The sequence below is a fragment of the Weissella coleopterorum genome (genome assembly GCF_011304355.1).
GTDB classification, from domain to species: domain Bacteria; phylum Bacillota; class Bacilli; order Lactobacillales; family Lactobacillaceae; genus Weissella; species Weissella coleopterorum.
In genome coordinates this window covers 582,283-596,198 of record NZ_CP049888.1, presented here as the reverse complement: position 1 = coordinate 596,198, position 13,916 = coordinate 582,283, and the positions used below count along the sequence as shown (strand labels likewise).

9 protein-coding genes, 1 tRNA gene and 1 pseudogene are annotated in these 13,916 nt (G+C 36.0%); 1 reads left to right on the top strand and 10 read right to left on the bottom strand.

From position 1 onward, the window contains the following. Nucleotides 1-7: 7 nt before the first annotated feature. The 5 genes and pseudogenes from G7084_RS03110 to G7084_RS03090 form a co-directional block, all read right to left on the bottom strand. A complete protein-coding gene (locus tag G7084_RS03110; RefSeq protein ID WP_166009960.1) occupies nucleotides 8-976 on the bottom strand; it encodes a glycoside hydrolase family 43 protein in 969 nt (322 codons plus the stop codon). A 346-nt stretch (nucleotides 977-1,322) separates the two neighbouring features. Next, nucleotides 1,323-2,660, bottom strand: a complete 1,338-nt coding sequence (locus G7084_RS03105; protein ID WP_166009958.1) for a glycoside-pentoside-hexuronide (GPH):cation symporter — start codon at nucleotides 2,658-2,660, stop codon at nucleotides 1,323-1,325. 21 nt (nucleotides 2,661-2,681) lie between these two features. Then, on the bottom strand, nucleotides 2,682-3,545 hold the full coding sequence (locus G7084_RS03100; protein ID WP_166009956.1) for a helix-turn-helix transcriptional regulator: 864 nt from the start codon (nucleotides 3,543-3,545) through the stop codon (nucleotides 2,682-2,684). 21 nt (nucleotides 3,546-3,566) lie between these two features. Next, entirely contained in the window at nucleotides 3,567-5,930 is a 2,364-nt protein-coding gene (locus G7084_RS03095; RefSeq protein WP_166009954.1) for a hypothetical protein, read from the bottom strand. A gap of 160 nt (nucleotides 5,931-6,090) precedes the next feature. Next, nucleotides 6,091-7,172, bottom strand: a pseudogene (locus G7084_RS03090) (GntR family transcriptional regulator). A gap of 218 nt (nucleotides 7,173-7,390) precedes the next feature. Here G7084_RS03090 and G7084_RS03085 point away from each other — a divergent pair. After that, nucleotides 7,391-9,271, top strand: coding sequence for a GGDEF domain-containing protein (locus tag G7084_RS03085; RefSeq protein WP_166009952.1), 1,881 nt, complete (start codon nucleotides 7,391-7,393; stop codon nucleotides 9,269-9,271). 107 nt (nucleotides 9,272-9,378) lie between these two features. Here the strand turns inward: G7084_RS03085 and G7084_RS03080 are convergent. The 5 genes from G7084_RS03080 to pyk all read right to left on the bottom strand — a co-directional run bounded on the left by G7084_RS03080 (nucleotide 9,379) and on the right by pyk (nucleotide 13,903). Beyond that, a tRNA-Lys gene (locus G7084_RS03080) sits at nucleotides 9,379-9,451 on the bottom strand. Nucleotides 9,452-9,552: 101 nt separating this feature from the next. After that, a complete protein-coding gene (locus G7084_RS03075; RefSeq protein WP_166009950.1) occupies nucleotides 9,553-10,806 on the bottom strand; it encodes a peptidoglycan bridge formation glycyltransferase FemA/FemB family protein in 1,254 nt (417 codons plus the stop codon). A gap of 169 nt (nucleotides 10,807-10,975) precedes the next feature. Beyond that, entirely contained in the window at nucleotides 10,976-11,116 is a 141-nt protein-coding gene (locus G7084_RS03070; protein ID WP_166009948.1) for a hypothetical protein, read from the bottom strand. A gap of 88 nt (nucleotides 11,117-11,204) precedes the next feature. Continuing rightward, nucleotides 11,205-12,152, bottom strand: a complete 948-nt coding sequence (locus G7084_RS03065; RefSeq protein ID WP_166009946.1) for a DUF1002 domain-containing protein — start codon at nucleotides 12,150-12,152, stop codon at nucleotides 11,205-11,207. A gap of 332 nt (nucleotides 12,153-12,484) precedes the next feature. After that, the gene (pyk, locus tag G7084_RS03060) at nucleotides 12,485-13,903 is read right to left on the bottom strand and encodes a pyruvate kinase (protein ID WP_166009944.1); all 1,419 of its coding nucleotides are present in this window, start codon (nucleotides 13,901-13,903) and stop codon (nucleotides 12,485-12,487) included. Nucleotides 13,904-13,916: the final 13 nt, after the last annotated feature.

The following is a 13,916-nucleotide window of genomic DNA, read 5'->3' as shown; positions in this document are numbered from 1 at the left end:
TTTTATTTTATAATTGTGTGAATTTAACTGGATCACCAAAGACTGGGAATCCATTTTCATCGTAATCAAACGCTTGAATCATCGTATGTCGATTTGGGTCATACAAGGGATCGCCTTTGATATCAGCATAATTACGGATATGATAAACGAGCAAATCTTTGGTCCCATCCTCTGAAACTGTGAAAGAATTGTGACCAGGCCCTAAGAGATTATTTTTAACATCCGAAGTAAAGACGGGGTGATCTAATTTTTTCCAACTATTAGGATCCAAAAGATCTGCATTCTCATCAGCGTACAACATCCCCATGCAATAATTTTCATCTGTTGCACTTCCGGAGAAGGTTAAGAAAAACTTACCATTCCGGTGTAGTATAGCAGGCCCTTCATTTACCGCAAATATCTGTGTTTCCCAATCATATTCAGGTTTAGTCAACATAACCGGTGCTGTCTTTAACGTCCAGGGATTTTCCATTTCAGAAATATAGATATTTGTATTACCAAAAATTTCTGGATCCTTTTGAGCCCACACATAATACAACTTTTCTTGATGTTCAAAGGTTGTCGCATCAAGCGCAAAGGAGTCAAGCGGCGTTTGAACCCGCCCTTTTTCAACCCAATTGTCCTCTGTTGCCATCGGATCACTTGCAGCGCATTCAATCACATACATTCGATGTTGAAACATTCCATTACTATCAAAATCAGTTGTATGCGCAGCGGCATAATAGACATACCATTTACCATCAATAAAGTGGATTTCAGGCGCCCAGATTAATTCACTCTCTTCTCCAGTTCCAGATGCATGCTTGCGCCAAATTGTACGTGGCATCGCATGTGCTAGTCCAGCGATGGTTTTTGATCGACGTAACTCAATTAAATTGTATGCAGGTACAGATGCACTAAAATAATAATAACCATCTGTATGTTTATAAATATATGGATCAGCTCTTTGAATAATTAGGGGGTTATAATTCTCCATTAAAATACTCCTTCAATAAAAAATATGTATCAAATAAGTTCAGTAAACTTTGCAAACGTTTACATTTAAGTATACTAAGATATTGTTACGTATAAATCAAGTTATTTATTTTTGCGACCGTATAAATATTGAATTTTTTTCTTTGAAACGGCTTACATTCAGGCTTTTTGAAAAAAATATTTTTTTACTAAAATTTTCACATTATGCCAATGTTAATCAATCTTATCTTAGAAATCGACGTTCTTTCGTAGATAATTCAAGATATTTATTTGCCTAAATTTTTATCTATCGCAACAAAAAAAACTCTATGATTCATTTTTTATCACAGAGTTTTTTAGTTGTATGATTAACGTTCACTCAATTCAGCTTTGATCATCGTTTCAGCTTTTTCGAATTTACGATAAGCAAGCATGATCAATGCTCCTAGCACAAAGCAGACTGCAGGTACTAAAATAAATGAAATTTTAATTCCCATTAAAGCAGAATGACTTTGGGTATGATTTGCAATGTAGCCCGTTTTTTCCATAATCATTGAAGGTAAGAAGCCACCTAATCCTGATCCCATTTTAATACAAAATGCACTTCCAATGGCCGTTAAGAATCCTGCAGATCGAATACCATTCTTCCACTCACCATAATCAACCGTATCAGACAGCATTGCAAATGGCATTGAAACGGCAATCCCAGTCCCTAATGAGGTCACCACCCACATGACAACAATTAATATAAAATTGGATCCAACTACGCCCATTAAAAGTTGTCCAATCGCTGCTAAACTAAAGCCTAAAATTAAAGTATTTCCTTTAGATAGTTTTTTAACCAGCAATGGGATTAATGCAACCCCAATAACTTGCACTAAGACTAATCCGTTTAAGATAGATGCATAATTTAAATGCCCTAAATTATACTCAGCGTAATAAATTACCGTTGAAGTTCGAACTGTATTTCCAAGCCAATACATAATATTGGCCAAAACAATTATCACCCAGGGCCAATTTCCCTTTATGGCTTTAAAACTATCTTTCACGGGAATGCTTTGTGTTGTTTCGGTACTAATATTGTTTTCTTTTATATTAACGAATGCAAACAAGAACATAAACACTCCGATAATTGCATATGCGATGGCCGTGATTGCAAAACCTTTTTGATCATTTCCACCACCAAAATAGCCAACTAAGGGCAATGTAAATGAAGCAGTTACGAAATAACCAATATTCCCACCAATCATTCGATATGAATTTAACTTGATTCGTTCATCCGAATCATTACTTAAATTTGGTAAAATTGATGTAATTGGCGTTGAAATTCCCGTATAGATAATTCCGGTAACCAAGTATGTGATCAATGCATAAATCATTTTATTACTAACACTTAAAGCAGGTGTCATGAATGATAATGCTAGAAAAAGTCCAAATGGTACTGCTAACCATAGAAACCATGGACGACTTTTTCCGTATTTGGAATGAGTGTGGTCTATAATTAGCCCCCAAATCGGTGCATCAAATGAATCAATTACCCGAGCAATCAATAATATCATCCCCGCCATTCCCACTGAAATTCCAAAAACATCAGTATAAAAATATAAAATAAAACTAGTTAACGTACAATATAATAAATTACCAGCTGTATCAGTACTGGCATAAGCTAATATATTTCTTAAATTCAACTTTTCTGTCTGATTCATAATCTTCTACCCCTTTAAATTTTAATTACGATACTTTTCACGATAATCCCGTGGAGCTAGGCCAATATTTTTTTTGAAATGATTTGAAAAAGAAATGTAAGACTCATATCCAATAATTTCAGCAATATTTTTAAGTAAGACATTACTTTTTACTAAATATTCTTTAGCAACCTCCATTCGTAAGTCATCTAACAACTCCAGCGGCGTTTTTCCATAAATTTGACGTGAAACCCGTGCTAAATAATTAATATGTAAGTGAAAATAATTAGAAATATCCTGATTAGTTATTTTCTTATTAATGTTTTTTTCTAAAAATAAATGGATTTTTTCAGCTAGAATAGTCGCACGATCTTTTGTAAAGCCCTCATTTTCAACATATTTTAAAAATTTCAAAAACAAATCTTCCGTATGCCATATTGCATCAACATCATCATGCTCAGTACTTGTTTGAATCTGAATTAGTAGTTCAAAAATTAAATCTCGATCTAAAATTGCAGCTTGTTTTGGCAAATGTAGCGTGTAATTTCTCTGATGAAAATGCAGATCAGGAATCGGCAACATGGATGTAAAGTGCTTAGGGTGCTCACTTTCATCCCATTGAGCCGTGGTATAAATATGAATCCAAAAGAATTCCGTCTGCTCTTCGCAGGCTTTCCAAGAATAATGATGTTGATTAGGTAATAAAATAAACATTTCATTAGGATTAATGGTATAGTTTACGCCAGCTTCTGTAATAAAAAGCCGACCACTTTTCACAAAAATCAAATCAAAATATCCCAATTCCTTACGATTAGGATGCAATTGGCCTTTTTGAAATATGGCTAAGTTACCTTCAATAAAATTTGGAAAAGGTGGCAACGCTATTGAAATAATTTTTCGATCCATTGGACTCTCCTTAAAACGTCTCTACTCAAACACATCCAAATTTATACTATACTCATGATTTTCATCGGTTTCTCCTAATCTTTGTAACCCTTGACCAGTAAGTAAATATACTTCAGCTTGATAAGGCGCAAAACTATAAATTGTCACTTGGTTAGAATCTTGAGAGTAAGTCCCATTAATAACTTGAAGCTGATTATCTTTCATCAACACAAAGGTTTTTTGTCCTAATCCATCTAAATATGCGACTAATTCTTCCCCCATATCCCAATCATCAGTTTTTTCATCTCCTCTAAACAATCGAGCAAAAATTCCACCATCTTGGTAAAATGTTGCTTGACCAAACCGAGCTCGTGATAAATCTGGTCGGTTGAGGTGTGGACCTGCAACTGAATAAGTCGATGCAGCTAAACCTGTTGCTAAAGGAGTTGTCGCAGTGGCATTAGTATCATAGCAATAAAGCACGCCCGCCAAAGCCCGATAACTTGCACGTAGATACTCCTCCTTATGATTACCTTCGAAAACTTTGTACGCTGAAGCTGATGTAATCCCGCCCCACAAAGAGTGAATCATGTAACTTAAGGCCTCCCACCATCGGTCAGGATTTTGTGCTCGAAAATCGTTTGAATAACCAATATTCGCCAGCAATAAGGCCCCATAGTTTTCAGCGCTCTTAGTCTGATGTGCTGAACTCATAGCTCCTGCAGTTGGTCCAAACCCTGCATTATCAAAATAATGTTCTGTTATGGCCGCACTGTAATCATCACTTTGTGCCGCAATGCGTTTGGTTACCGCATTCCATAATTCGTTAATTTTCTGATATTCTTTTTGCAGACCTTTTTCCTTTAATTTTTGCAATAATGCATCAATGTATAAGAAATAGACCCCTAACATTTGTGCTTCTTCTTTGCCTCTTTTTGTTGCATGCAAATCAGGATTGACTCTAAGTTCAAAGACGGTTGCCGACCATTTTAGATATTCTGAAGCGGAATTAATGGTTAATATATCATCATCAAATTCTGATAATAGGAAGAATAAATGCCCGATATACTCAAAGTCCATGCATCGATAAAAATCCCCATATAAGCGAGCTGGTTGATTTAAATTACCATTTTTAAACCACTTATTTTTAACATAATAAACCGCGCTAGCTTCAACCTGCCGAACTTGCTTGGCATCAAGCTGCCCCAAAATATTTTTCTTTAAAATCAGATTAAGCTTCCCTAATGATTCACCCTGATTGGAAATCGGCGTAAACGCATACGGGGTCGCTCCATTTGGACCGAGATATGAATTTTTGGATAAATAATCAACGCGTTTTTCTATCAATTGATCTAGTGGTTCCATCACATTAATAACTACAAAGTCCGATGTTCCATCAGTAAAAGTAAATTCAACTTTATGTTCACCTAAGTCCAGCGCAGAAAACACTAGCTCATAGTTATCACCATTTTTATGTTTTAATTTTTTTAGCAGATTTTGATTATGTTGTCCGGCAGATCCACTAAAACTTTGAACTTGTTCAATCTTTTTCTGATTGGCATCAATTTTAATATGAAGATCATGTCCAATAATATTTAATGGATCGTATTCAATCATCGGATGTTGAACACGTTTCGCTTGTTCTTTAAAATCAACTTCATTTTGATTCCGATTCATCACATAACGCCAATATTGACTTTTGCCTGATTCTAAGGTTAATCCATCCCGATTATAGACCCAATCATATTCATTGACCTGCCTTTCGTACCCACCGGCTAAAATCAATTGATGAAACAATAATCCATCTAACGAAGGCGAAATATTTTCAAAAAATTTATTTTTATAATCGCAATATGTTCCGACTGACTTTGTCTCTCCAACTGTTTGATAAAAGCCTACATTACCACCCTGATTATCGCGCCGAACGACATTAATTTTAGTATAATTTTTTGAAATAGACGGAAATACTGCAGCCGAATTATGGATATTACGTAAAACATTTTTATCACGAAACATAACGTACGCAAATGAAATCCAAACCCCAAAATAATCGATATTAATTTTTTGATCAGATAAATTTTGTAATTCAATATCCCAGATTATCTGACCCCTTTCATCCAATTGATATTGCATTTTTAGATTGATTGTCGCAGTTAATTGATATAAAATCGATATTTTCTCGTCACCTTCCGAAATCACCGGGACTTGTTCATCACTCCTATACGGTTCTTGATTAATTGTGATTTTAAAATTACCAAATAACTTATTCGCGTCTGAATAACCTTCTTGTTTTAAATATTGATCATCGATCACCCAATTCATTTGATTTGGATCATCCTTAAACATTAAATTTTTGATGTGTCCATCTGAAGCCACATCTAGTTTTATAGATTGATTCTCAAGCATGCTTGCTCCTCCAATTCTCATCTGTAAGCCTATTCTAACATCTTCGAGATAACGCTTACATTTGTTAGAACAAACAAAAGTTATTCACTTTCACACAAATAAATTAAAAAAGCTTAACTCAATAATGAGTTAAGCTTTTTTAATATTTAACTTTTCAAAATCATTGTTTCTGATTTAAATCTAAAACACTATCACGTTCAATAAACGCTGGTTCGTAATTCAATGATTCTACCGCATCGCCATTAATCGCTTTAATAAGCAGATTGGCGGCATCACTTCCCATCCGTTCTTTTTCATGGGTCATTGTCGTTAGCTTTGGTGTTACATATTCATCTAAATGGTAATCGTCAAATCCCACAATTGAAATATCATCTGGCATTTTCAAGCCCATTTCATGAATTAGATCATAAATTTGAATGGCAATTTGATCATTATAAGCAACGATAGCTGTAATTTCAGGGTTCACTTTTAAATACTGCTCAACCTTTTCCAAAACCATATTAATTGGATCAGATGATCGATACATAATAGTCGATGAATTTAAGGCTAATTCTGGTTGCTGTTGGTACGCACCAATAAATCCGTTCATTCTGCGAACTCCTTGTAAATCGTCCACTTGGAAGACGCCCAGAATTTTATCATGGCCTTTTTCAAATAAATATTCAACTAAGTGTTTTTCTGCAATTTCATCATATTGTTTCACCACTGGATAATTCAATCCATCATAGATTGCATTAATAAATACGATTGGAATTTTTAATTCATCAATATGCCGATAAATATCTAGATTTTCTTTATTAAAAGCGCTCTGTGTCGGTTCAATAATTAACCCTGCCACATTATTATCTAGCATTGATAGTAAGGCTTGTCGTTCGCGGGCTGGATCGTTATGCGTGTTCGCCACTAACATTGTATAGCCCTGCTTAGATGCCGCTCGGTCCACGCCACTAATAATATTTGGAAAAATATAATGAGCAATATGCGTAGTGATCATCCCAATTAATTTTGTCGGTCCAGTTGCAACCGGTGCATGCCAGTTGTCAACAAACATTCCTCCCCTTGAACCTTATAGACATAATTTTCATTCTCTAAATCAGTAATGGCTCTTCTTACCGTAAACCTTGAGACCGAAAAACGAGCCATTAATTCAGATTCCGTTGGTAACTTTGCTCCAATCGTATAATCACCAGCTTCAATCTCATCTTTGATCTTATTTTTAATTAACTCGTACTTGGCCGCCATATTCATCCTCTTTCTAATCCATCTCTTAATGCCATTATTATACCATCAACCAGAAATTACGGTTGTGGAATTCAATTTTATTCCTTAATTTATCAAATTATCCATTTTCTGATGTATCGATCCCAATTACTCACTCAATTTTAATGTAATATCACCCCAATAGGTGTAATATTAATTGAATAACTTGATAACATTTATTACTACTTTGGGGGCTCTGCATGCTTAATCTTCTATACAACTCCACAGATATTTTCAGTTTTATGCTGATGACATTATTAATTTCATGTTTTTTTACAACCGGATATGTTGGCTACTTTAATCGGCTCTGGAATGAAATTTTTATTCAAAATAACGATGGAACCTTCTTATGGAAGAGGGTTCAAATCTTTTTATTCGGCTGTGGAATTGGCTTATACATCCATTTAGCAACAATGCTGTACTTTAGCGGTCAAATTGCAATGGTATTCCATAATATCGCGCTATTTCTACTTGTGTTACCTTTTCTCTATCTGGGTGGCTACAACCGAATGGAACGGCTACTCCAATTAATGGCAGCCGGTTATGTCTGGATCGGTCATCATATGGGCGCAATGACTGTCGGTGTTAATATGGATCAGCCACCGGTCATTATGGCTTTGTTGATCACCGTCATCCTTCTAGTCATTAGTCAAATTCCTGTGGTTCATGATAAAATTCTTTACCACTGGCAATATAGTATCGTCTATTTTAGTCTCATTGCGATTCTCTTTTGGGGCACACTTCCTGCCGTTTCCATGGGCATCACTATGGATCTTACAACAGCAATTGAGGCGATCATAATCTTTGTGACCATGAATATGGTTGTCATGTATCTATGGTTTAATGGATTTAAAAACACAACTCCTGGTCAATTTGAAAAATCTGCCGACTATGATGCATTAACGAAAGTACATTCCTTTTCATTTTTTCAAAGTGAGTCGGAAAAGCTTTTCCAAACCGCCCGAAACAATAATCAACCACTTGGTATTATCGAATGGGATATTGATCGTTTCAAGCAAGTGAATGATACCTTTGGTCATTCAGCTGGAAATAAAATATTAATTGAGGCCTCTGGCATCGTACAAAAAACTTTAAACGAAGAAATGCCAACAGCCAAACTCTTTCGTACTGGTGGGGAAGAATTCACCATTATGTTCCCTAACAATTCAATTGACGATGTTTTACCTACAATCAAAAAAGCTTGGGATAACGTCCGCAAAAATAATTTTTTCTATGAAGATACACCCATTGAAGTCACGATTTCAATGGGTGGAACAAATCTAGAAGAAAACGATACCAAATTTAAAACGTTTTACGATCGCGTTGACGAATATCTTTATATGAGTAAACGAAATGGGAGAAATCAAATCACCATTGATGGCGAGAAAATTTATTCCGGTGAACATCGTCAACAAGTAGTCGCTATGTACGCTTACTTCACTCAAAGTTTAATGCAATTTACTCAACGGCGTTTTAAGCAAGTTTCGGCTGAACTATTATTACGTTCCTTCGATTACAGTACCGGTGAATGGAAGATTCCAGAAGATATCAACATCAACATCGAAACTCAGCTAATGTTAGTTCAAAGACTAATTGATTCTAAACACTTGAATCGAATTAGTATCAATCTCGAATTAGAACAATTTTCTAATTCACACGTCATCGATGCCCTCTTAGCTTTCATGGAACAACAACAAGAATTGGAACAATTAAACGTCGAAGTATCCGATATTGATAAAATTAAAAATTGGGATTTCTTTGCTCCAACCGTTCAAAAGTTAAATGACGCTCATATTCGCGTCGTTTTCAATGATATCAATATGATCGAATTAACTTCAGAATTAAAACAGCATTTGGTTGTTATGAATGGAATTAAGCTCAACCTTCGTTCTAAAGCGGTAGAACAAGCTGATACCATTCAAATGATGAAGCCTTGGTTAAAGTTTTGCCAAGATAAAAATATCAGATTTACGATTGATGGAATTGAAAACAACGAAGACATCCAAATGGCACGCTCATTCGGTGTAACATACATTCAAGGATTCTATTTTGGTATTCCAGAACTTCCTGTTCTAAGTTAATTTAAATCAAAAACACTAGCTCAACACAATTCGGCTAGTGTTTTTTTGAGTCCTCAATAACCGTATAAAACAAAAAAACGCCTAGTAATAACTAGGCGCTTCATAAGTGGACAGCCAGGGGTTCGAACCCTGGACCTACGGATTAAGAGTCCGTTGCTCTACCAACTGAGCTAGCTGTCCATTTCTTAACAACATATAATATTATATGTCGTTAGGATATAAAAAGCAAGCATTTATTTTAAAATACTCGAAACAATTTGGTTAATGGGTCGGAGTACTCCCTACCCGCGTCGTAAAATCATCTTCATTAATTTCAAGGCGCGATATTTCAAAGGATGAATTGGTAAGACAAACTCTCCAATCATTTGCGTTGCGTGGCCTTCGAATTCTGTTTTAAATTCTAAGACTCCGTCAGATCCGTCAAATTTACCATCAATTCCCAAGAAATTATAAGTTGAAAAGCCTTGCTCTACGGCCATTTTCATCATTTCATATTGAATTAAGTATGGGCCATAGAAGTCTTTATATTTATCATACATTCCTGAGAAATAATAATCCATTTCATTTCCCTGCCCCAAAAACATGGCACCAGCAATCAAAATCGGCTCAGTTGGAACCGCCGCAAGAGAACCATACATTTGAATAATTTTATCAATTCGCTTCAAATGTTGATTTTTTTGATCCGTAAATTCATTAAATTGACCACGATTACGTTTCGTTTCCTTGGCGGCAAGTCTTTCTTCCAGTACTTTCAAACGTTCGTCTAACTGGGCAATTGTCGCTTGCTCAGCATTCAAGTAATCCATAAAGTTAATTTCAGTAATAATGAAATGAGCTTTATCTTGATAAACATCGAGAACCGTTTGGTAATACTCTAGATCCTTATCGTGAAAGCCTCGCCGTGCCGCTGTATCCTCTAACATTAATTTGAATTCTGATAATTCATCTCGTTTTAGGAAACGATGAGTTACACCAAATTGTTGATTCTTTTTTAAGTAGTATTTTACATCTTTTCGAACATGGTCTAACAGATTTTCCTTGGTAATCCCTGCTAATGACTTTTCATACTTCCAGCCCATCGCTCCACTATCAGTCATTCCAATTCGCATCGGTTGATGGATAGCTCCTGCCTTTGTCAGATTATCTAATAAATCATTACGTTTTTCTGTAATAGGTTCACCATGATCATTAAAATCTTGGAACCCAAGATATGGTGAAAATTCAACCTGAACAATGGGTTGATTTTGATAATAATTTTTAACTTCAGCTAAAAAGGTTTTAACCAATGTCGCATCTTCATAGTCTAACACCGGACCCAGTTCCATCAATGCCTTATATCCACCATGAATTTTATCAACCGTAACAACTGCTCCCGCTACCAGTTCATCATTTTGCTTCATCCCGATGATCTTAACATTTCGCCCACGAGCCTTTAATAATTGATATTGTTCAAGTGATTGCATCACAAATCCATTTTGATGCTTTTCTTCAAAATCATTCCATGCTAGTGGGTCTACTTCATAAATTTGTGCCATCTTTCCCCCATCAATCATCTATAATTCAGCTGATTTAATTAATTAATTATTCGTGTATTTAGTATTTATTATATTATATTTGATTTAATAAAGATACCAAGCTTTAATTTACTACTAAGTTAGTCTCAAAAAAAAGAGCTAGATTTTTTCTAGCCCTTAATGAATCAAATTACATGATCCCTTGCTTTTGTGCGGCCTCGATTAAGTCTAATTCTTTTGCTGCTTGCACTGGGACCACAGTCCCATCAACAGTAATATTATCAACACCTTTTTTCATTAATAACTTCTTTAAACGATTTTTCTGTGACATCTTTCCACCTCCATGACTTATATTACGTCAGGTAATTGGCCCAGCGTGATGTCGTTAACTCCAATATACCACTTTGTCTAAGCTTTGTTTAATTGAAAAGACTAGTAAAGAAATTTTTAATTTTATTCCACCATCCATCTGCGCTAGCTCGTAAATTAGCTGCATCTTCAGAATTTAAAAAATCGTTTGCCTTGGCCATCATATTACCAGTCGATTGTTTTAAATTTTTGGCTTGATTTTGGGCGTTTTTAATAAATGTTTTATTCGAAGCAATGGGGGTTGTTTGAAAGTTCTGTAGAGCGGTTACAATTGGTTGGCGCGCACTAACTGAAATATTAATATTATTATTACTCAAATTGTCATTTAAAGCATTGGAAATTTCATTACCGCTCATCTCATTGCCATCTTGCTTTGCACTGGCAATTTCAGAGGCAGTCTCAGTCACTGCCCCAGAGAGTTTACCGGCTTTATCCGCCCCAACCTCTTCTTGTGCTGGATTAGTCGCCGATAAGAGACTGTTAGCTGCCGCCGTATTATCTGCATCCAAATTAGTACCATCACTAGCTAACGCTTTATAAACACCTGCCAGCGCCGATTCACCAGAAACTGTTTGATTAGAAGAAACGGTAATAATAACATCATTGACTCCTGCCATTGTAGCCGCCATCGCATATTGTTGCGATGTGACCTTTGTAATATTATTTGCCCCATCATACTTCTCAATATTAACTAACGTGCCAGAACCCGGTTCCGCCGGTGCAACCGAAACTGAACTAATCATTGCGCTATCACTGACACCCTGTAAATTCAAATATTGATCACCATCAGTTCCCGTAACGGTTAATTGTTTGGCCTTACTATTTGGATCAAGTAAATCTAACATCGCAGCTTTATCAGAATTTCCAGAACCAATTACCACATATGGTTGTGATAATTGCTTTGTTTGTGTCTGAGTCGATGCACTAACAGGTAAGGTCGCAACTCCCATCAATAATGTGCCCACAAACACTGTCCTAGTTAATCTATTAAATTTCATATTTTACCTCCAGGCAATCTCAAGCATTGCATAATATTCAATGTATTTATTACATCGTAAACTAAATGAAATGTTTTTGCAACATTAAATATATAAACAGAATTTCATCTTGCTCAAAATTGAAGTCATTAAACCCTAACCAATTCACGTATCTAGGCAATAGATGAACCCATTAATCATCCCCTGTTCAATTTATATTATCATTTCAGCGTTAAAATAAATTAATTTTAGAAAAAAAGACTATCTAGTTTCAACGAAACGTAGATAGTCCTTATATTTATATATTTTAAAAATTATTAAACATTACTGCAAATAATTATCTAAATATTAAATTAGATCGTTTGGATTGTCATCAAGTTAGTTGAACCAACTTCAGCAGCTACACCAGCAACAACGATAATCGCGTCACCCTTCTTAGCCAAACCTTGCTCAACAGCAGCTTTCTTTGATGCTTCAATGATAGCATCTGTATTAGCTGGTGTTTCAGCAATAACTGGTTGTACACCCCAGTAAATCTTCAAAGCGCGTTCAACACGTTCGTCATAAGTCAAAGCCAAGATATCAGCATTTGGACGGTACTTTGAGATCAATTTAGCAGTGTGTCCTGATTTAGTTGAAGCAACAATCGCCTTGATATCCAACTTGCTTGTTGCTTCTGCAACAGCAGCAGCAATTGAATCAGTATTATCTTCTTCAGTTGCAAAGTTGTTAACATGACGACCATTCAAAGCTAAAGCAGTTTCAGCTTTTTCATCGATACGTGCCATTGTTTGAACTGCTTCAACTGGATAGTCACCATTAGCTGATTCTCCAGAAAGCATTGTTGCATCAGTACCGTCAAAGACAGCGTTGGCAACGTCAGAAGCTTCGGCGCGTGTAGGACGTGGGTTTTCTTGCATAGAATCCAACATATCAGTAGCAGTGATAACTGGCTTACCAACAGCATTCATCTTACGGATCAAGTCCTTTTGTACCAATGGGACGTTTTCAGCAGGAATTTCAACTCCCATGTCTCCACGAGCAACCATCAATCCATCTGAAACTTCCAAGATAGCATCGAAGTTATCGATTCCTTCTTGTGACTCGATCTTAGGGAAGATCATAACGTCTTCTTTTCCGGCTTCCTTCAACAAAGCGCGGATATCGTTAACGTCTTCAGGCTTACGAACGAATGAAGCAGCAATAAAGTTGATATCATTCTTCAAACCAAAACGAATATCATCAGCATCTTTTTCAGTAATTCCAGGTAAGTTGATTGAAACACCAGGTGCGTTAACACCCTTACGTGATCCCAACAAACCATGGTTTTGAACAGTTGTAACCAATTCTTTGTTGGCTTCATCTTTTTCAGTGATCAAGAAGTCAAGCTTCCCATCATCAAACAAAACGTGTCCGCCTACCTTAACGTCATCAAACAAACCAGGATAAGTTACGGCAACCTTTTCCTTAGTTCCTTCTAATGAATCGTCCATTGAAATACGAACAACTTCACCGATGTTGAATTCGATCTTACCTGTTGATTGAACAGTCGTACGGATTTCAGCACCCTTAGTGTCAAGCAAGAATCCAACTTTAATTCCAGTAAGCTTTTCAGCCTCGTGAACAGCATTCATCCGACCCAAGTGTTCTTCATGGTCTCCGTGTGAGAAGTTGAAGCGCACAACGTTTGCTCCACCTTGAATCAATTTAGCAATTGTCTCGACGTCGCTTGAGGCGGGTCCAAGAGTTGAAACGATCTTAGTCTTCTTCATTGTAAGAAAAATC